Consider the following 19,552-nt stretch of genomic DNA (forward strand, 5'->3'; position numbering starts at 1 on the left):
AGTTGAGGGTGCGCCGAGACATCTACACCGCCGACCACGAGGCTTTCAGGGAGCTGGTGCGGGACTTCGTCCAGCGCGAGGTCGTACCCGCCTACGAGGAGTGGGAGAAGGCGGGCCGGATGCCCCGCCACATCTTCGAACAGCTCGGTGACATCGGTGTGATGGGCCTGGCGATCCCCGAGGAGTACGGCGGCGCGGGCACCGACGACTACCGCTACCAGGTGATCCTCCAGGAGGAGGCGTCCCGCGCCCTGGTCACGCTGGGCACCGTCCGCACCCAACTCGACGTGATCCTCCCGTACTTCCTCGGCTACGCGAACAAGGAGCAGCGCGAGCGCTGGTTCCCGTCGCTCGCCGCGGGCCGGCTGCTCACCGCGATCGCCATGACGGAGCCCGGCACCGGTTCCGACCTCGCGGGGATCCGCACCACGGCGGTGCGCGACGGCGACGACTACGTCCTGAACGGCGCCAAGACGTTCATCACCGGCGGGCTCCTGGCCGACCTGGTGATCGTGGTGGCACGCACTTCCTCGGCCCCGGACGACCGGCGGGCCGGCCTGACCCTGCTGGTCGTCGAGGACGGCATGCCCGGCTTCACCAAGGGCCGGGAGCTCGACAAGATCGGCATCCGCGTGCAGGACACGGTGGAGCTGGCCTTCGACGACGTACGGGTGCCGGTGGCCAACCGGCTCGGCGAGGAGGGCGAGGCGTTCTCCTACCTGGGCCGGAACCTGCCGCAGGAGCGGATGACGGTCGCGGTCGGCTCGGTGGCACAGTCCCGGGCGGCGCTCGACACGACGCTCGTGTACGCCAAGGACCGCAAGGTCTTCGGGAACACGCTGGCCTCGTTCCAGAACACCAAGTTCGAACTCGCCGCGGTGGCCACGGAGGTGGAGGCCGCGCAGGCCATGCTGGACCGGGCGATCCTGGAACTGGTGGAGGGACGGCTGTCCGGGGCGGACGCGGCCAAGGTCAAGCTGTTCTGCACGGAGGTCCAGGCCCGGTGCGTGGACCGTTGTCTCCAACTCTTCGGCGGATACGGCTATATACGCGAGTACCCGATAGCCCGCCTGTACGCGGACGCCCGGATCACCCGGATCTACGCGGGAACGAGCGAGGTCATGAAGGTGATCATCGCGAAGTCACTCGGTTTGTAAGGGAGTTGCGGCGTTGACGACGGATCGAAATCGGAATCAGGATCAGGATCAAGGTCAGGGTCAGGACTTCTCCGGCAGCAAGGGTGCCGCCCTCGTCGCGGGCGGCACCGGCGCCATCGGCGCGGCGATCGTCCGCACCCTGGCGCGGCGGGGCAGCACGGTGCTGTTCACCTACCGCTCGAACGAGACGGCGGCCGACGCGCTCACCGCCGAACTGGGCGCCGAGGGTGCGCGGGTGCACAGCGTGCGGGCCGACCTCACGGACGAGGGCGAGGCCGCGGGCGCGATCCGGGCAGCGGTCGACCGGTTCGGCGCACTGCACACACTTGTCTACGCGGCCGGTCCGCACGTGCCGATGACGCACCTGAGCCAGGTCCCGCCGACGCGGTACCGCGAGCAGCTGCACGCCGACACGCTCGCCTTCTACCACCTGGTGCATCCGGCGCTCGTCCCGCTGCGGGAGAGCGCCGGAAGCGTCGTCGCGGTCACCACCGCGGCCACCCACCGCTACCCCGTACGGGACGGTCTGTCCTCGGGGACCAAGGGCGCGGTGGAGGCGGTGGTCCGCGCCCTCGCGGCCGAGGAGGGCCGCTACGGCGTGCGGTTCAACTGCGTCGGCCCCGGCATGCTCACCGACGGGATCGCCGCCCGGCTGATCGAGGACGGGGAACTCGACGAGGCCGCCCTGCGGGTGACCCGCCGCAACATCCCGCTGCGCCGCTTCGGGAACGCGCAGGACATCGCGGAGGCGGTCGCGTTCCTCGTGTCGGGCCGGGCCGGGTTCATCACCGGGCAGCATCTGGCGGTCGACGGCGGGTACACGGTCTGAGCGTACGGACCTGGGGCGCTCGTACGTACCGGGGGCGCTGACGCGCCGCGCCCCCGTTCAGCGCCCCGGGACTGCGCCGTGGCGGTCCTCAGGGACTCGGAACCACCTTGACGCCGTCCACCTTGGCCCCGTCCACCTTGACTCCATCCACCTTCGTGCCGTCCACGAGCCGGTCCCCCAGCGCCGACAGGTCGTAGGACTGATGGGCCAGCCAGAACCGCAGGAACCCGGTGAGCGAGTAGCGCAGGTACACCACGCCGCCCACGACCGCGCACACCACTCCCGTCAGGCCGATGGCGAGCGCGTCGCGCTGGGCGAGGGGATCGTCGGTGGCGTGCGCGAGGGGGTAGGCGAGCAGGCCCAGGACGAGGCCCGCGAGGAGCAGGACGCCGCCCGTCCGCAGCCACAGGACGTGGCGGGCGGCGGCCGGGTCGGGAATCTTCAGTGCGGCCAGGTCCCGGACGAACCGGTCGGCGCGGTGAGGTGTCTCGTCGGTGGAGGTGGCGGTGGGCGTAGAGGTCGACGTGGCGGTGGACGTGGCGGATTGCGTTGTCATGCGGCACTCCCCAGGTAGTAGGAGGACAGTTCGGCGTGCAGGGAGCTGTCGGGGTGGCCCTGCCACTGGATGCTGCCGCGCACCAGCACGGCCGCATGGTCGGCGATCTTGAGGACAGCGGTGGCGAACTGCTCGACGACCAGGATCGCGACACCCTGCCGGGCCAGTTCGGCGACGTGTTCGTACAGCTGCCCGACGACCAGTGGGGCGAGCCCCATCGACAGTTCGTCCAGGAGCAGCACGGCGGGGTCGGTGGCCAGGCCGCGGGCGAGGGCGAGCATCTGCTGCTCTCCGCCGGAGAGGGTGCCGGCCGCCTGACGGGTGCGTTTGCCGAGGACCGGGAAGCGCGCGTAGGCGATCTCCTCGATCTCGGCCCGGTCGCGGCCGGTGAAGGTCATCATGCGGAGGTTGTCGCGCACGGAGAGGTTGGGGAAGACGCCCCGTCCCTCCGGGATCAGGCAGACCCCGCTCCGGGCGAGATCCCGCGGGTGGGCGCCGGTGACGTCGCGGCCGCCGAGCAGCAGGCTTCCGGCGCTGGGCCGGTGGGCTCCGGCGGCGACGTTCAGGGTTGTCGTCTTGCCGGCGCCGTTGGGTCCGAGCAGGGCGACGACCTGTCCGGCGGCGACGCTCAGGTCGACGCCGTGCAGCACGGTGATGCGGTCGTAGGCGGCTTGTACGCCGCTTAGTTCGAGCAAGGGCATGCTGCTCAGGCCTCCCCCAGATAGGCGGCCAGGACCGTCTGGTCCTGCTGGATGTCCGCGGGCGGCCCGCAGGCCACGATCTTGCCGAGGTCGAGGACGTACACCTGGTCGCAGACGCTCATCACGAGGCCCATGTCGTGTTCGACGAGGACGACCGCGCAGCCGTCGGCGGCGACGTCGCGCAGCAGGGCGGCGAAAGCGCGGGTCTCGTCGGCGTCCTGTCCCGCGGCGGGTTCGTCGAGGAGCAGGACGCGGGGCCGCCCGGCGAGGGCCCGGCCGACCTCCAGGAGGCGGGCGGCGCCGGTGGGCAGCGCGTCGGCGGCGGTGTCGGCAACGGCGGACAGGCCGATGGATTCCAGGACACGGTCGGCGGTACGGGCCGACTCGCGTCCGTGGGAGCCGAGTTCGGCTGCGACGAGGAGGTTGTCGCGGACGGTGAGCCGCCCGAACAGTTCCAGGCGCTGGAAGGTACGGGCCATGCCGCGCCGGGCACGCCGGGCGGGGGTGGCGCGGGTGATGTCCTCGCCGTCGAGGGTGACGACCCCGGACTGGGGCCTGAGCAGGCCGGAGACGACGTCGAACAGAGTGGATTTTCCTGCCCCGTTGGGGCCGATGAGGCCGGTGACGCAACCTGCCTCGGCCTCGAATCCGGCGTCGTCCAGGGCCCGGTTCCCGCCGAAGACGACGGTCACCCCGTCAGCTCGCAGCGATGCCACGGGCGATCACCTCCCGGTCCTCGGTCCGCCAGGGCCGGCGGATGCCCCACCATTCGACGGGGTCTGGTTCGAGACGCGGTCCGGCCTGCCGTGCGGCGGCCCGGACGCGCAGTGCGGTCGCGGCGACGATCAAGGTGACGAGGAACAGCGCACCGCCGATCAGGTGGGCCGCGTACAGGGCCCACAGCAGGGCGAGCACTGCTCCGGTGACGGGGAACAGCAGCCGGTCGCGCGCCAGCACGGCCCAGTCGCCGCGCAGTTGCGGCACGATGCCGCCGGGGCTCTTCGCGAGGCCCATTCCGGCGAGTGCGATCATCAGGGTGGACACGTCGTGGGCCCAGTCGCCGAAGTGGCCGAGCAGTTGGGGCGGCGCCAGGTAGGACACACCGGTGAACAGGCCGGTGCCGACCGCGCCGAGGCCGCCGATGACGGCGATCAGGAACACCGGCAGGTTCGCGACAAGACTGAACTGCTCTGCGGTGATCGTGCCTTGGACCATGCCGTACAGGGCCCCGCCGAGTCCGGCGATCGCGGCGGACAGCGCGAACACGGCGACCTTCGCACCCAGCGGTCTGCCTCCGAGCGTGGCGTAGGCGGCCTCGCTGTCACGCAGTGCGATCAGCGCGCGGCCGAACCTGCCGCGCCGCAGCCAGGCCACGCCGAGCGACATCAGGGCGAGCATGACGGCGGAGAACAGCAGGAGTTCGCGCCCCGATGAGAGCTGCCAGCCGAAGAGATCGGGCCCGTGCACCTCGACGGAGCCCTGGTCGAACAGGGCGACGCGGACACCGAGGATCTCGAAGGACGGCAGGGTGAACACCCATCGGTCGAGGACGACGGCGAACGCGGCGGTGCCCAGGGCGAGATAGATGCCGGACAGCCGCAGCGCGGGTACCGCGATGAGAGCGCCGACCGCGGCGGCGACCAGCACCGCGACCGGCAGCGCCCACAACTGCCCCTGCCCGCCCAGGTGTCCCCACACGATCGCGCCGATGCCGGCGATGCTCAGCTGGCACAGCGAGATCTGCCCCGCGTAGCCGGCCAGCGGCACGTAGGAGAGGGCGACGATGCCGAGCGCGAACAGCGGCCCGTACGAGATGAGTCCCTCGCTGTCCAGGACGGTCACCAGGAACACGGCGAACAGCAGCACGCTTCCGGCGAACACGAGCGTGCCGCGCGCGGTGGGCAGCGGCACCTGGACGAGGCGCCGCTCACGGCCCCTCAGCCGCCGGTGCGGGAAGACGATCAGCGCGAGGAGGAGCAGCAGGGCGGGGGCGGCCAGGCGCAGCCCCGGCAGATAGTCGTTCTGCGGAAGATAGCCGGTGAGGAAGCTCTCCAGACAGCCGACCACGAGCGCGCCGAGGAAGGTGAGCGGCAGGCTGCGCAGGCGGCCGAAGACGGCGGCGGTGTACGCGGAGACGATGAGGAGGGAGAGCTGCTGGGCGTCGAGGGCGACGGTCGGCGCGATCAGAATGCCGCCGATGGCGGCGAGTTGGGTACCGAGCACCCAGGCGAGCCGGGCCGCGCGCTGCGGCGACGCCCCGGTGAGCCCGGCGAGCGCACGGTCGTCCACGCAGGCCCGCATCTCGGTGCCCGCGCGGGTGTGGGCGAGAAGGAACCAGAGCCCCACCGCGACGAGCACGGCGACGACCAGAGTGAGGATCTGGTGCCAGGTGACCGCGGCGGGGCCGAAGTGGAGGGCCGGCTCGTCGACGAAGAAGGGGCGCAGCGGCCGGGCCACGCTGGGGTTCCAGATCCAGCGGGCCAGGGAGATGCAGCCGGTGAGCAGGGCCACGGCCATCACGAGCCGCTCCGCCTCCCCGAGCGACTGCACGGGACGCATCAGGACCCGCTCGACGAGCAGCCCGAAGCCGGGCGCGAGCACGAGGAGCACGAAGGCGAGGGCGAGCGGAACCGGCCACCCCCAGCCGAACGCCAACTGCCAGTAGGCGAAGGCGGAGAGCATGCCGGCCGCGCCGTGCGCGAAGTTGAACACGCCGGCGGTCGTGTACGTCAGGACGAGGCCGCTGCCGACGATCGCGTAGATCGCGGCGCTGGTCAGGCCGACCACGCCGAAGGTGAGGAACTGTTCCATCAGGCGACCGTCCCTGCTCGGACGGGCCACGCGGCGAGCCCGGCTGCGGATGACACCTGTATCGCGGGATTCATGGGATTCACGGGATTTCCTCCTCGGTGCTCTCCCCCATCCCCGCGTGAGCGGGGTGTGGTGGGCGCCTCCCAGGGGTGGAAACTAACTTCTCATTGACGGAGAATCAACCATCCGGACACGGGATGCCGCATATCCGTTCCGAACCCGCGGCACTCCGTGACAACTCGTGACACCTCGTGACACCTGAATCAGGAAGGGCGGTACCACCGTTGACCCCACAGCACTCGGATCCGGGCATCAGCACGTATGACGACCTGGCCGACATCCAGCAGCTGCTCGCCCGCTACGCCGTCGCCATGACACAGGGCGACACGGACCGCGTCCTCGCCGTCTTCACCCCGGACGGCAGCTACAGCGCGTTCGGCGACACCTACCGGCTCGACGACTTCCCGGCCCTGATCGCCGCCGCGCCCAAGGGCCTGTTCATGACGGGAACGCCGGTCGTGGAGTTCGCCGAGGACGGCGGGACGGCCACCGGCACCCAGCCCCTGTGCTTCGTCGAACACTCGGCCCACGCCATGCGCATCGGCTACTACAACGACACCTACCGGCGAACCGCGGACGGCTGGCGACTGCACACCCGCGCCATGACGTTCATCCGCCGCAGCGGCGACCACGACTCGGGCCGCCCGCACGCCTTCGAGCAGACCCGCACGTGACCCCCATGGACACCGCCACCTTCCGTACGCGACTGTCCGCGTGGCTCGACACGCATGACCTCACCCCCGACCCGGCGGACGACTCGCTCGACGCTCATGTCGCCCAACTCAACCGTGTCCGCCGGGAGTTGTGGGAGGCCGGGTGGATGCGGCACGGCTGGCCCGAGGCGGTCGGCGGGGTCGGAGGGCCGAGCGTGCTGCGGGCCGTGCTCGGCGAGGAGGTCGCCACGCGCCAACTCGCCGAGCCCGGCCCGTACTCGATGGTCGAGGTCCTCGTCCCCACCCTGATCTCGTACGCGTCCCCGGCGCTGGCCGCCGAGATGGTGCCGCGGCTGCTCGGCGGGCGCGAGCAGTGGTGCCAGGGCTTCTCCGAACCGGGCTCCGGCAGCGACCTCGCCTCCCTGTCCACCCGGGCCGTCCCGGACGCCGACGGCCGCGGCTGGGTGATCACCGGCCAGAAGGTGTGGACGAGCCTGGCCCAGTACGCGACCCGTTGCGTACTGCTCGCCCGCACCGGACCCGATCCCGGGCACGCCGGCATCAGCGCGTTCTTCCTCGACATGGACTCCCCCGGCATCACGGTCCGGCCGCTGCGCACCATGCACGGCGTCGACGAGTTCGCCGAGGTGTTCCTCGACGAGGTGCATGTGCCGGGCGACCGGCTCCTCGGCGCGGTGGGCGACGGCTGGAAGCTGGCCATGGACCTGCTGCCGCACGAGCGCTCCACCTGCTTCTGGCACCGCGTCGCCCACCTCTACACCCGCCTCGACCGCCTGATCGAGCAGCGGGAGAAGCCCGAGGACGAGGCGGCGGCGCTCGGCGAGGCGTACCTGGCGCTGCACATGGTGCGCTGCCGCTCGCACGCGACCCAGCGCAGGCTCGCGGCCTCGGGGCGGCTCGGCCCGGAGACCTCGGTGGACAAGATCCTGCTGGCCACCGCCGAGCAGCAGCTCTTCGACACGGCACGGGATCTGCTGCCGGGATCGGTCGAGCTGACGGATCCGGCCTGGCGCACCGAGTACCTGTACTCGCGGGCCGCCACCATCTACGGCGGCACCGCCGAGGTCCAGCGCAACATCGTGGCCCGGCGCCTGCTCGGCCTGGGCAAGGAGTGAGGAGCCGCCCGCATGAACGCCATGAACGCTACGGATGCCATGAACACCATGGACGACCGTGAACGGGAACTGCTCGAAGAGACGCTGCGCAAGGCGATGGCGGCACCGGCCCCCGAGCGGGGCTCCCTCGACGGCGCGCTCACCGACCTGGGCTGGCCGGAGATGCTCGCCGAGGACCCGGCCACCGCGGTCCGGTCCGTCTTCCGCCTCCTCGGCGAGACCGGCGCCCACGCCCCGGTCCTCAACGACGTCCTGCTGCACGAGACGGGCCGCCCCGTCGGCGGCACCGTGCCCATGCCGTACGCGGGCGGGTTGTGGGTGCGCTGGGAACGCGGGGCCGGGGCGGAGTCCGGCGCGATCGACCCCGACCTGCCGCTGCGCACGCTGCCCGCGCCGGGCGCCCTCGTACCACTCGCCCTGGGCAGGCAGGCGCTCGGCTGGTGGCTCGTGGGCACCGGGCACGCGATGCTGACCCTTGCCCGCCAACACGTCCTCGACCGCCACCAGTTCGGGCGCCCGCTGGCGTCCTTCCAGGCGCTGCGCCACAAGCTCGCCGAGACCCTGGTGGCCCTGGAGGGCGCCGAGGCGACCCTGATCGCCGCCGACGGCGACCTCAGCTCCCTGCTCGCCAAGGCGGCGGCGGGCCGGGCCGCGCTGACCGCCGCCCGCCACTGCCAGCAGTCCCTGGGTGGCATCGGATTCACCGCCGAACACGAACTCCACCGGCACGTCAAACGCGCACTCGCCCTCGACGGCCTGCTCGGCAGCGCCCGCGAACTCACCCGGGAAGCCGGGATGTTGATCGCGTCGCGCGGCAGCGCACCCCGTCTCGTACAGCTGTGACCCCCGCCGGGAGACAACCGCAGGAGTGGCCATGACCGATCAGTGGAACGACCTGCTCGACTGCCTCGACCCCAAACCGCTCGGCGAGGGCGTGTACGAAGCGCGCTCCCAACAGCTCGCGTACCACCGCCTGTTCGGCGGCCAGCTCCTCGCCCAGAGCGCCCGGGTCGCCGAACTCGCCTGCCCCGACAAGTCCGTGAAGTCACTGCACATGCTGTTTCCGCGAGAGGGCAGGGGCGGCGAGCCCGTGCGCTACGAGACGGACTGTGTGCAGCGCGGGCGGACCTACGCCGCCGTGCAGATCCAGGCACGGCAGGAGCACGGGATCGTCGCCGTGGCGACGGTGAGCCTGCACACCTGGGAGGGCGGACCGCAGCGGCAGACCGTCGAGGCGGTGGGCGCACCACCCGGCGAGGAGGGGCGGATCGAGCTTGAGCTGCTGCCGTGGGAGACCCGCGCCGCGATCGACCTGGACTCCCCCGGCAGCGAGCCGCCCGTCTACGAACTGTGGACGCGCACCCCGCCGGTCGCCGCGGAACTGGGCGCCGCACTGCTCGCCTACACCACCGACCTGACACTCATCGGCACCGCGCTGCGCCCGGTGGAGGGGGTGACCCAGCACGACGCGGGACAGGCCTTCGCCTCCGCCGTGACCTCGCACACCCTCTGGTTCCACCAGCCGGTGCGCAGCGACGCCTGGCTCGTGCTGCGCCAGCACAGCCCGGTCTCGGCGCACGGCCGGTGCCACGGGCGCGGCGACGTCCTCACGCAGCGGGGCGAGCTCGTCGCCTCGTACGCGCAGGACGCGCTGTTGCGGTTCGGGCGGCGGTGACACGCACCGGCCGGCGCTACCCCTTCGCCGCGGGCACCGGCGAGGGGGGCGGCGCCGGCTGGGTTCCGAGCAGCAGCACCGCCAGCGCGTCGCGCACGGTGTCCTGGTAGCGCTCGTCGTCGCAGTCGACCACCCACTGCTGCTGTATGCCTTCGAAGAGAGCCATCAGGGCGGTGGCCGCGGTGCCGGGCGTCAGACCGCTCGGCAGCCGCTCGCCGAAGCGTCCCGCAAGGTCCTTGGTGATCGTCTCGATCAGCTCGCGGTACCGTTCGCGCGCGAATCCACGGGCCGGCTCCTGCCCCGTGGCGGCCTCCGCCATCACCACGCTGTGCACCTGGGCGAGCGAGGGCATGCCCTGGTCGAAGGCGAGCGCCTCCGCCAGCCTGGCCGGCATGTCGGGGTCGTTCCAGTCGGAGTGCATGTGCTGCCGGTTGAGGTCGTCGCGCAGGTGCAGCAGGGCGAACAGCAGCCGCTTCCTGCTCGGGTAGTAGTGCAGCACACCCTGCCGGGTCAGCCCCGCACGCTCCGCCACCGCGTCGATCGACGCCCCGCGGTAGCCGCGCTCGGCGAACACCTCCAACGCCGCCCGGAGTATCTCCTCACGCCGCGCCGAGACCATCGCCCCACCCACCTTCTGCCGTAAGGAACGTTCCCGCGCTGTCACCCTACGTACGTGCCGTGCGGTGCGGGAGGGGTGCGGCCCGGCACGGAGGGGTTCGCCTCCGTGCCGGGCCGCCGGTGCGGGCGCCTCACTTGAAGTCCGACATCGACTTCCCGACATCGGCGAGCGTGACGGGCTTGGTGTACTTGCCCTTGAACTTCAGCATCGGCGCGTCACAGCGGTAGGCACCGTCGTCCGGCTCGAAGTCGGCCGGCTTCCAGCCCTTGGGGGTCGCCTCGACGATGGAGTAGCACTTGCCCGGCTGGTTCGCCTTGGACAGGTCGAACGGCGCCTGGATCCCGCCGGCCGTCCAGTCGGTGATCTTGGTGGCGTTGTCGTAGACGCACTTGCGGGTCAGCTCGGCGCAGTCGCGGGCCGAGGTGGCGAACAGCAGCCAGGCGGAGAAGGCGCGCAGCGACAGATAGCCGACCGGCGAGTCCGGCGAGTACTTGGCGTACAGCTGCTTGATCCTGTCCACGGCGGGCGACGACGTCTCCAGGGGCTGCGTGCCGAAGAGTTCGGCGTAGTTGTGCTGGGTGCCCAGGGCCGCTCCGGCGAGCTCCAGGAAGGGGGCGCCGTAGGAGTTGCTGTTGGAGTCGACCCAGTCGAGGGTGTAGTCGAGGCTGGTGAGGGACTGCTCCAGCTTGGCCAGGGAGCCGAAGTCGCCGAGGAAGACGAGGCCCTTGACCTTCTTGTTCTTGATGGACTGTGCGTACGCCGTCCAGTCCGAGACTCCGGTGGCGGGGTAGAGCTCGGTGTAGGAGACCTTGCCGCCGAGTTGGGTGATGCCCTCCTGGAACTGCTTGGAGATGGTCTTGGTGACCGGGCTGTCACCGGAGATGATGCCGACGTTCTTGGCCGACGCCGGGTACTTCTCGGTCAGCAGCCACTTGTAGAGACCGGCGTACGGGAAGTAGTCCGCGTACGGTCCCGAGGCGATCACCTGTAGGGCGGAGCCGACGGCGGGCGCCATGCTCGACTGGGCGGGGAAGGCGGGGAGCAGGCAGTTCACCCGGTCCTTGGCACCGAGACCGTCGAGCCCGGTCGCCCCGCCGACCAGCGCGAAGTCCTCCTTGCAGGCCTCCTGCATCCGCTGGCGCACCTCGACGCCCTTCGCGTCGTGGATGACGGGGGTGAGCTTGCGCCCGTTGATGCCGCCGTTGTCGTTGCACCAGGAGGTGAACACCTTGGCGGCGTTCACGAAGTCGGGGATCTTGTTCCAGCCGACGTCGGTGAAGACGCCGGTCTTGATGTCGTCGGCGGTGACGCCTTGCGCGCCCCCGGCCCCGGCCGCACCTTTGCCGCACACGTCCTTCAGCGTCCCGAAGTCCGCGCCACCGGCCATCGGCGACGTGCTCGCCGTGGCGGGCGCCGACTCCTCGGCGCCGGCGTTCTTCGAGTCCGAGCGGGTGGAACATCCTGCGAGCAGCACCGCGAACACGGTGACCACGCCGATGAGTAGCCTTCGCAACGGTCCTCCTCAGGGGGTGTACCTCCACTTCCGGCGGAAACTACATTCTCCGTTACAGCGAGGCAACTATTCAGACAGGAGAATCTAGATGGATCCATTCACATCAAATATTCACCAAAGTGGGAGAAGAATCCATTCCGCCGTATGAGATCATGGATCTCCCCTCCTGCGATGGGTGATTCGGTAGGGGGATGACACGCGCTTTTCACATGCGTGGAGTATCGTTCTGCAGATGAACGCCGTCCCCGCCGAACCCGCCCCGCCCGCCTGGCGTCAACGCGCCGTCGAGCGGTCCACCCGTGCCGCCAAGCTCCGCGCCGAGCAGCGGATCGAGCGCTTCCTGGACGGGGCCCAGGCGCTGATCACCGAGAAGGGCACCACCGACTTCACCGTGCAGGAGGTGGTCGAGCGCTCGAAGCAGTCGCTGCGCAGCTTCTACCAGCACTTCGACGGCAAACACGAGCTCCTGCTCGCCCTGTTCGAGGACTCGCTGTCGCGATGCGCCGAGGAGATCCGCACGGCCACCGCGGCCAAGAAGAAGCCGCTGGAGCGGCTCCGGGTCGCGGTGGAGCTGCTCTACAAGGAGTCGCAGCCGCGCCCGAACAAGCAGAGCGCGCTGTTCACCGACTTCGCCATGCAGCTGCTCGCGTCCCACCCCGCCCAGGTGACCGCGGCCCACATCCCGTTGCTCGACGTGTTCACCGAACTGGTCGAGCAGGCAGTCGAGTCGGGGGACGCGCACGCGGCCAAGCCGCGCCGGCTCGCCGCCCTCCTGATGCAGACCGCGATGTTCACCGCCCAGACTCCGGGCGTCCCGGCCGACAGCAACGCCACCTCCGTCACCGCCAAGGAGGTCTGGGAGTTCTGCCTGGGCGGACTGGTCGGCGCCGGCGTCAGGTAGTCCCGAGAGTCGGAACGCAGCAGTGTGGGCCGGGTGATGACCCGGCCCACACTGCTGTGCGGCCGCCCCGCCGCGCGCTCCCGAGGGGCACCCACTCCATGAACACGAGGCCGAGGCCCGGTCAGAGCGCGACTCTATTTTTACGAGAATGACACTTCCCAAAATAAATAGTGTGCCTCTACTGTGGCTACCGCCGGGCCGCCTCGGGCCGCGGCGGACGGGAGACGCTCGATGGGGAGCGAAGCGTTCGACGGAATACGCGTGATCGAACTGGCCCAGTGGGTGTTCGTGCCGGTCGCGGGCGCCCTGCTGGCCGACTGGGGCGCGGACGTCATCCGGGTCGAGCGGCCCGAGGGTGACCCCTACCGGGCACTCGCGACCCAGCGGATCGGAACCGACGGCGGCGGCGTGAACCTGTCGGTGGCGCTCGCCAACCGCGGCAAGCGATCCGTCGCGCTCGACCTGCGCCACGAGGAGGGACGTCGGCTGCTCGACCAACTCCTGGAGACGGCGGACGTGTTCCTCACCAACCTGCGGCCCGGCGCCCTGGACCGCCTCGGGCTCGGCGCCGAGGAACTCGCCCGGCGCTTCCCCCGGCTCGTCTACGCACGGGGCCACGGCTACGGCGTCCGCGGCCCCGACGCCGACCGGGCCGGGTACGACTCGTCCGCGTTCTGGGCCCAGGGCGGGATGGCCCACGTACTGACGCCGCCGGAGCGCGAGTACCCGATCAGCCAGCGCGGCGCGATGGGCGACCGCAACGGCGCCATGGCGCTCGCGTTCGGGGTGGCCGGTGCGCTGCTGCGGCGCGAGCGCACCGGCGAGGGGTCCGTGGTGGATGTGTCCCTGCTCGCCACCGCGATGTGGATGCTGTCGTCCGACGTGCTCTCGGCGCTCTCCGGCGGGCAACCGCGCGGCGTCTCCGGGCGCGGCGGTTCGGTCAACCCGCTGGTGGGCGCGTACCGGACCAGCGACGGGCGCCACATCCAGCTGGTCTTCCTCCAAGGGGACCGCTACTGGCGGGAGTTCTGCGAACTCGTCGGCCGCGGTGACCTCGCCGTGGATCCGCGCTTCGTCGATCTGCGGGCCCGCGGTGAGAACCGGGAGGCGTGCGTCGCCGAGCTGGAGGCGGAGTTCGCGCTGCGCACCTTCGCGGAGTGGAAGGACCTCCTGGCCCGGATCGACGCGCCCTGGGCGCCCGTCCAGGCCGTGGAGGAACTGCTGACGGACCCTCAGGTACTCGCCAACGACTACCTCGGCGAGGTGGAGCTGGAGGACGGCGAATCGTATGCGATGCCCACCGTCCCCGTGCAGTTCGACGAACGTCCGCCTGCCCTGCGGCGGGCGCCCGAACACGGTGAGCACACCGAGGCCGTGCTGCTCGAACTCGGCTACGAATGGGCGGACATCGTCGGCCTCAGGGACGCGGGGGCGATCACATGAGCGCGCGTCCCGTACCCGTGCCCGACGCGGCTTCGGCACCCTATTGGGAGTCGGCCGCCCGGCATGTGCTGGCCCTGGCTCGCTGCGCCCGCTGCGGCGCCTTCGCGGTGCCGCCCGACCAGACCTGCCCGCACTGCCACACCACGGACCCGGACTTCACGTACCAGCCGGTGAGCGGCCGGGGCACGGTGCGGTCCTGGACCGTGGTCCGGCAGTCGCCACTGCCCGGGCTGTCGCAGGAGGTCCCCTTCGTCCTCGTCGACGTCGAACTCGACGAGCAGGCCGGGCTGCGGATGATCGGACGGCTGCTCGACGGCCCCGACGCCGCGTGGCGGGCCGGCGATCGCGTGCGGGTGGCCTTCGAGGACGTCGGCTCGGGTGTTTCCGTGCCCGCGTTCGTGCTGGGTGACGGGTCATGAGCGGGCGGTTCGCGAGCGGTGGACAGGTGGCGATCGCCGGGTACGCGCACAGCGCCGTCCGCCGGCACGACGACCGGTCCCTGGGCGCGCTCGCCGTCTCCGTCGCCCGCGAGGCGATCGCAGACGCGGGTCTCACACCGCAGGCCGTGGACGGCTTCGTCGGCTCGGCGCTGTTCCCCACCTCCGGGGACCACACCGCCGAGGACGGCGTCAGCACCGTGACGCCCGCATGGCTGGCCGGGCATCTGGGCGCCGATCCCGGCTACGTCGCCGGGTTCCAGGGCATCGGGCAGATCCCCGGCTCGGTGGCGATGGCGGTCAACGCGATCGCGAGCGGCGCCGCCGACCACGTCCTCGTCCACCGCGCCCTGCACAATCCGCGCACCCGCTATCACGACACCACGGTGCGGGAGTTCGGCGGAGCGCAGCAGTGGACGGCGCCGCAGGGCTTCTTCGGGCCGCTGCCGATGATCGGGCTCGCGTACAACGAATACCTGCAGCGTTACGGGGCGGGCCGGGAGGCGATGGCGGCGGTCCTGGTCGAGGCGCGCAAGAACGGGGCGCGGATCCCGTGGTCGTACTGGCACGAACGGCCGCTGACCGCCGAGGAGTACCTCGCGGCGCCCATGGTCAACGACCCGATCTGCCGCTACGACTGCGACATCCCGGTCGACGGCGTCGCGGCCTTCGTGCTCACGTCGGCCGCCCGGGCGCACGACCTGCCGCACAAGCCCGTGTACGTCGCCGGGTACGCGGGCAGCGCGCCGGGCCCGCGCCGCCTGCCGCTGCACTGGCCGCTCGACGACATCATGGCCGGCGGTGCCGGGACCGTCCGGCGGCTGTGGGAGCACGCGGGCGTCAAGCCCGCCGACATCGACGTACCGCAGCTGTACGACGGGTTCTCGCCGTTCGTGTACTTCTGGCTGGAGGCCCTGGGCTACTGCCCGGTCGGCGAGGCGCACCGCTTCGTCCTGGACGGGGGCATCGACAGCGACGTCCCGGGGGCGCTGCCCGTGCTCAGCGGCGGGGGTTCCCTCGGCAACGGGCGCATGCACGGGATTCCCCAGATGCTGGAGTGCTACCTCCAGTTGTCGGGCCGGGCCGGTGAACGGCAGCGCGCACAGGCGGAGTTCGGCCTCGCGTGCCACTCCTCGCCCCATTTCGGGGGCGCCGTCGTGTACAGCGCCCAGCCCTGGTGATCCAGGGCCCGCACACCCGAACGACACGGAAAACAGCGCTGCTTCGAGGCGCGAAAGGGGCGAGAGCGTGAGTGACATCATCGCGGAACGGCGCTCGTACGTGGCCGGAAAATGGATCGAGGGCGAGGAGTGGCTCGCGGTCGAGAACCCCGCCGACGAGTCCCGCGTGGCCGACGTGTCGGTGACGCCGCTTCCCGAGATCGAGCGCGCCGTCGTCGAGGCGCGCGGCAGCTTCGAACGTGGCGTGTGGTCGGACGTACCGGCCGCCGAGCGTGCCCGGATCCTGTACGCCTTCCTCGACCATGTCGAGGCCTCCCGGGACGCCCTGGTCGCCACGATGGTCGCCGAGGCGGGGCAGCCGACCGCGTTCGCCGAACGCGCCCAGTTGCAGGGCGGGTTGGCGGTGGCACGCGGGGCGATCGACCTGTATCTGTCGATGCCGCACGAGGCGGCGACCCCGGTGCCCGTCGACGAGCTGGTGCGCGGCCGGGTCGCGCTCAGCGTCCTGCGGCACGAGCCGGTCGGCGTGGTCGCGGCCATCACGCCGTACAACGCGGCGATCGTGATGGCGCTCCAGAAGATCGTCCCGGCCCTGATCGCGGGCAACTCCGTGATCCTGCGGCCCAGCCCGCTGACGCCGCTCTCGTCCCTCGTGTTCGGCGCCGCGGCGGACGCGGCCGGACTGCCGCCCGGTGTCCTGAGCGTGGTGGTGGAGGGCGGCTCGGCGGGCGCGGAACTCCTGACCAGCCACCCGGCCGTCGACATGGTCTCGTTCACCGGGTCCACCGCGGTCGGCCGCCGCATCCTCGCGCAGGCCGCCCCGACGGTGAAGCGGGTGGCCCTGGAACTCGGCGGCAAGTCGGCGCAGATCTACCTCGACGACGCCGTGGACAGGGCCGCCGCCGGCGCGGTCGCCGTGGTGGCGGCCACCGCGGGCCAGGCCTGTGTCGCGGCCACCCGCATGCTCGTACCAGAGCACCGCAAGGCCGAAGTCCTCGACGCCGTCGGCGACGCGTACGCAGGCCTCGTCGTCGGCGACCCGACCGACCCGCGCACCACGCTGGGGCCCGTGATCAGCGCGGCCCAACTGGAGCGCTGCGAACGGTTCGTCGCGCTCGCCACCGGGTCCGGCGGCAGGGTGGTCAGCGGCGGCGTCCGCCCGGAGGGGCTCAAGGCCGGCCACTACTTCGAGCCGACCGTCCTCGACCTGCCCGGCAACGACAACCCCGCCGCCCAGGAGGAGATCTTCGGCCCCGTCATCGCGGTGCTCGGCTACCGGGACCTCGACGACGCCGTACGCATCGCCAACGACACCCCCTACGGCCTCTCCGGCCAGGTGTACGGGGCCGACACCGCGGCGGCGACCGCGGTGGCCCGCCGCCTGCGCACCGGCGCTGTCAACGTCAACACCGCGGCGTTCAGCGCCTACGCCCCCAGCGGCGGCTACAAGCAGAGCGGCCTCGGCCGCGAGCGCGGACCCGACGGCATCCGCGCGTTCCAGGAGGTCAAGCATCTGGTGATCGGCGAACTCCGCTGACACCGCCCGCCGTTGACCACTTCCCGACGCTGACCACTGCCCGACCTGTACGCGTACCACCCGACGTGAAGGAGCACTCGTGTCCACAGACATCGCACCCGCCGTCGCGCCCGACAGCGCGCCCGACCTCGCGCTCGACTGGCTGATCTCCGTCGACGACCACATCCTTGAACCGCCCCATCTGTGGGTGGACCGCGTCCCGAAGGCCGACCGCGACCGGGCTCCGCACATGGTGACCGACGACACCGGCATGGACTGCTGGGTCTACGACGGCAAGCGGTTCCCCAGCTCCGGTCTGAGCGCCGTGGTCGGCAAGTCGAAGGAGGAGTTCAGCCCCGAGCCGCTGCCCTACAGCGAGATGCGGCCCGGGTGCTACGACCCGAAGGCCCGCATCGAGGACATGAACCGGGCCGGGATCCTCGCCTCGCTGTGCTTCCCCACGGTCACCCGTTTCTGCGGGCAGCTGTTCATGGAGGCGAGCGACCGCGACTTCGGCCTCGTCTGCCTCAAGGCCTACAACGACTGGATCATCGAGGAGTGGTGCGGGGCCGCTCCCGGCCGCTACATCCCCCTGGTGCTCATCCCCCTGTGGGACCCGGCCCTCGCGGCGAAGGAGCTGGAGCGCTGCGCCGCCAAGGGCGCGACCACGTTCGCGTTCTCGGAGAACCCGGCCCCGCTGGGCCTGCCCACCATCCACGACAAGAACCGCTACTGGGACCCGGTGATGGCCACGGCGAACGACCTCGGGATGGTCGTGTCGATGCACGTCGGCTCGTCCTCGACGGTGCCGCAGATCGCACCCGACGCCCCGTTCCTCGCCAACCTCGCCTGGGGGGCGACCCGTACCTCGGGGGCCATGCTGTCCTGGCTGTTCAGCGGAATGTTCCAGCGCTACCCCAACCTCAAGATCGCGCTGTCGGAGGGCGAGATCGGCTGGATGCCGTACTTCCTGGAGCGCGCCGAGCAGGTCCTCGACACACAACGGCACTGGATCAAGCGGGGCGTCCGGTTCAACGACCACGCGGGCAGCGACGCGGTCGACCTAGACACCCTCGACATCCGCGCCACCTTCCGCGACCACATCCACGGCTGCTTCATCGACGACGTGCACGGCCTCGCCAGCATCGACGTGATCGGCGAGGACAACATCATGTGCGAGACCGACTATCCGCACTCCGACTCGACCTGGCCGGACTGCATCGGCCTCGTCAAGAGCCGTATCGCCCATCTGTCGCCCGAGCGGCAGTACAAGATCCTGCGCGGGAACGCCGAGCGCCTCTACCGCTTCACCCCGGCGGAGCCGCCTGTCCTGGCGAAGGCCTGAGATGGCCGCCTGGAAGGTCGACGTCGACCGGGACGTCTGCCTCGGCACCGGCGTCTGCGTCGTGTACGCGCCGGACACCTTCGCCCACGACGAGGAGGCGAAGGCCGTGGTCGTCGGGCCGCCCGAACCGCTCGACACCGTACGGACGGCGGTCGAGGGATGTCCGACGGGAGCCCTGCGCTGGACGGACGACGCGACCGAACCACCCGTAGCCGACCACGAAAGGCGGTGACCCCCATGCTGCTCGCCGAGAAGACCGCGATCGTCACGGGCGCGGGATCCGGAGTGGGCGCCGCGTCCGCGCTGCGCTTCGCGGAGGAGGGCGCCCACGTCCTCTGCGCCGACATCCGCGCCGACACCGCCGAGGAGACGGCGCGCAGGATCGAGAAGGCCGGCGGGTCCGCCACGCCCTTCGGCTGCGACGTCTCCCGCGAGGAGGAGGTCGTGGCGGCCGTCGCGGCGGCCGTCGACCGCTTCGGCCGGCTCGACATCGTCTTCAACAACGCGGGCATCCCGACCCCACGGCTCGGCGCGAGACTCGAAGACCACACCGCCGAGGACTTCCAGCGCCTCGTCGGCGTCAACCTCGCCGGGGTGTTCCACGGCTGCAAGCACGCCGTCCTCCAGTTCAAGCGGCAGGGGCACGGCGGAGTCGTCCTCAACACCGGCTCCGTCGCGGGCCTCGTCGCCTGGGGCGGCTCCGTGTACGGCGCCACCAAGGGCGCCGTACACCAGCTCACCCGGGCCGTCGCGATCGAGGGCGCCCCCTTCGGCATCCGCGCCAACGCCATCGGCCCCGCGGGCATGCCGCTCACCAATTTCATGGCGGCGGGCGGCCTGGACGCCGACGCCGAGGCCATGGAGAGGACGGTGCGGCAGGTCGCTTCCAGCCATCCGCTGGGCCGGGCCATCACCGCCGAGGACTGCGCGGAGGCAGCCCTGTTCCTGGTCTCGGACCGGGCCGCCAACCTCACCGGTGTCGTCCTGCCCGTCGACGGCGGATACGTGGCGAGGTGACC

20 protein-coding genes are annotated in these 19,552 nt (G+C 71.3%); 14 read left to right on the forward strand and 6 right to left on the reverse strand.

From position 1 onward, the window contains the following. The first annotated feature begins 8 nt into the window (after positions 1-8). Entirely contained in the window at positions 9-1,157 is a 1,149-nt protein-coding gene (locus tag ACH4YP_RS29840) for an acyl-CoA dehydrogenase family protein (protein ID WP_361061723.1), read from the forward strand. Positions 1,158-1,170: 13 nt separating this feature from the next. Beyond that, a complete protein-coding gene (locus ACH4YP_RS29845) occupies positions 1,171-1,986 on the forward strand; it encodes an SDR family NAD(P)-dependent oxidoreductase (protein ID WP_398493652.1) in 816 nt (271 codons plus the stop codon). An 88-nt stretch (positions 1,987-2,074) separates the two neighbouring features. Here ACH4YP_RS29845 and ACH4YP_RS29850 read toward each other — a convergent pair whose 3' ends face one another. Genes ACH4YP_RS29850 through ACH4YP_RS29865 form a run of 4 tightly spaced genes read right to left on the reverse strand, consistent with a single transcriptional unit; the run spans position 2,075 to position 6,054 of the window. Continuing rightward, on the reverse strand, positions 2,075-2,542 hold the full coding sequence (locus ACH4YP_RS29850; protein ID WP_361061717.1) for a hypothetical protein: 468 nt from the start codon (positions 2,540-2,542) through the stop codon (positions 2,075-2,077). Next, on the reverse strand, positions 2,539-3,243 hold the full coding sequence (locus tag ACH4YP_RS29855) for an ABC transporter ATP-binding protein (RefSeq protein WP_361061714.1): 705 nt from the start codon (positions 3,241-3,243) through the stop codon (positions 2,539-2,541). Before ACH4YP_RS29855 ends, ACH4YP_RS29850 begins: the two co-directional genes overlap by 4 nt. Positions 3,244-3,248: 5 nt before the next feature. Further along, on the reverse strand, positions 3,249-3,959 hold the full coding sequence (locus tag ACH4YP_RS29860) for an ATP-binding cassette domain-containing protein (RefSeq protein WP_361061711.1): 711 nt from the start codon (positions 3,957-3,959) through the stop codon (positions 3,249-3,251). Beyond that, entirely contained in the window at positions 3,940-6,054 is a 2,115-nt protein-coding gene (locus ACH4YP_RS29865) for an ABC transporter permease (RefSeq protein ID WP_361061708.1), read from the reverse strand. The genes ACH4YP_RS29860 and ACH4YP_RS29865 overlap by 20 nt, the downstream gene beginning before the upstream one ends. 284 nt (positions 6,055-6,338) lie before the next feature. Here ACH4YP_RS29865 and ACH4YP_RS29870 point away from each other — a divergent pair, with 284 nt between their 5' ends. The 4 genes from ACH4YP_RS29870 to ACH4YP_RS29885 are packed head-to-tail and all read left to right on the forward strand — an operon-like array spanning position 6,339 to position 9,578. Beyond that, positions 6,339-6,788 carry a nuclear transport factor 2 family protein gene (locus ACH4YP_RS29870; RefSeq protein ID WP_361061705.1) on the forward strand — a complete coding sequence of 150 codons (450 nt, stop codon included), beginning with the start codon at positions 6,339-6,341 and terminating at the stop codon, positions 6,786-6,788. 5 nt (positions 6,789-6,793) lie between these two features. Next, the gene (locus ACH4YP_RS29875; RefSeq protein WP_361061815.1) at positions 6,794-7,903 is read left to right on the forward strand and encodes an acyl-CoA dehydrogenase family protein; all 1,110 of its coding nucleotides are present in this window, start codon (positions 6,794-6,796) and stop codon (positions 7,901-7,903) included. Positions 7,904-7,915: 12 nt separating this feature from the next. Next, positions 7,916-8,746 carry an acyl-CoA dehydrogenase family protein gene (locus tag ACH4YP_RS29880; protein WP_361061702.1) on the forward strand — a complete coding sequence of 277 codons (831 nt, stop codon included), beginning with the start codon at positions 7,916-7,918 and terminating at the stop codon, positions 8,744-8,746. A 31-nt stretch (positions 8,747-8,777) separates the two neighbouring features. Then, positions 8,778-9,578, forward strand: coding sequence for an acyl-CoA thioesterase domain-containing protein (locus tag ACH4YP_RS29885; protein WP_361061699.1), 801 nt, complete (start codon positions 8,778-8,780; stop codon positions 9,576-9,578). A 16-nt stretch (positions 9,579-9,594) separates the two neighbouring features. Here the strand turns inward: ACH4YP_RS29885 and ACH4YP_RS29890 are convergent, their stop codons facing one another. Continuing rightward, positions 9,595-10,197, reverse strand: a complete 603-nt coding sequence (locus ACH4YP_RS29890) for a TetR/AcrR family transcriptional regulator (protein WP_398493656.1) — start codon at positions 10,195-10,197, stop codon at positions 9,595-9,597. 130 nt (positions 10,198-10,327) lie between these two features. Next, the gene (locus ACH4YP_RS29895) at positions 10,328-11,710 is read right to left on the reverse strand and encodes an ABC transporter substrate-binding protein (RefSeq protein WP_361061693.1); all 1,383 of its coding nucleotides are present in this window, start codon (positions 11,708-11,710) and stop codon (positions 10,328-10,330) included. A gap of 232 nt (positions 11,711-11,942) precedes the next feature. Here ACH4YP_RS29895 and ACH4YP_RS29900 point away from each other — a divergent pair, with 232 nt between their 5' ends. The 8 genes from ACH4YP_RS29900 (at position 11,943) to ACH4YP_RS29935 (ending at position 19,550) form a co-directional block, all read left to right on the forward strand. After that, the gene (locus ACH4YP_RS29900; RefSeq protein ID WP_398493658.1) at positions 11,943-12,611 is read left to right on the forward strand and encodes a TetR/AcrR family transcriptional regulator; all 669 of its coding nucleotides are present in this window, start codon (positions 11,943-11,945) and stop codon (positions 12,609-12,611) included. 231 nt (positions 12,612-12,842) lie between these two features. Continuing rightward, the gene (locus ACH4YP_RS29905) at positions 12,843-14,054 is read left to right on the forward strand and encodes a CaiB/BaiF CoA transferase family protein (RefSeq protein WP_398493660.1); all 1,212 of its coding nucleotides are present in this window, start codon (positions 12,843-12,845) and stop codon (positions 14,052-14,054) included. Further along, positions 14,051-14,473, forward strand: coding sequence for a Zn-ribbon domain-containing OB-fold protein (locus ACH4YP_RS29910; protein ID WP_398493662.1), 423 nt, complete (start codon positions 14,051-14,053; stop codon positions 14,471-14,473). Before ACH4YP_RS29905 ends, ACH4YP_RS29910 begins: the two co-directional genes overlap by 4 nt. Next, positions 14,470-15,672, forward strand: coding sequence for a thiolase family protein (locus tag ACH4YP_RS29915; protein WP_398493663.1), 1,203 nt, complete (start codon positions 14,470-14,472; stop codon positions 15,670-15,672). The genes ACH4YP_RS29910 and ACH4YP_RS29915 overlap by 4 nt, the downstream gene beginning before the upstream one ends. 67 nt (positions 15,673-15,739) lie before the next feature. Next, positions 15,740-17,209: an aldehyde dehydrogenase family protein gene (locus ACH4YP_RS29920; RefSeq protein ID WP_361061678.1), complete on the forward strand. Its 1,470-nt coding sequence runs from the start codon at positions 15,740-15,742 to the stop codon at positions 17,207-17,209. Between the two features lie 79 nt (positions 17,210-17,288). Beyond that, the gene (locus ACH4YP_RS29925) at positions 17,289-18,533 is read left to right on the forward strand and encodes an amidohydrolase family protein (protein WP_361061675.1); all 1,245 of its coding nucleotides are present in this window, start codon (positions 17,289-17,291) and stop codon (positions 18,531-18,533) included. 1 nt (position 18,534) lies between these two features. Further along, positions 18,535-18,765 carry a ferredoxin gene (locus ACH4YP_RS29930; protein WP_361061672.1) on the forward strand — a complete coding sequence of 77 codons (231 nt, stop codon included), beginning with the start codon at positions 18,535-18,537 and terminating at the stop codon, positions 18,763-18,765. 5 nt (positions 18,766-18,770) lie between these two features. Beyond that, positions 18,771-19,550, forward strand: a complete 780-nt coding sequence (locus ACH4YP_RS29935) for an SDR family NAD(P)-dependent oxidoreductase (protein WP_398493666.1) — start codon at positions 18,771-18,773, stop codon at positions 19,548-19,550. Positions 19,551-19,552 lie beyond the last annotated feature (2 nt).

This window comes from Streptomyces sp. NPDC020747 (assembly GCF_044334695.1).
Lineage (GTDB): Bacteria > Actinomycetota > Actinomycetes > Streptomycetales > Streptomycetaceae > Streptomyces.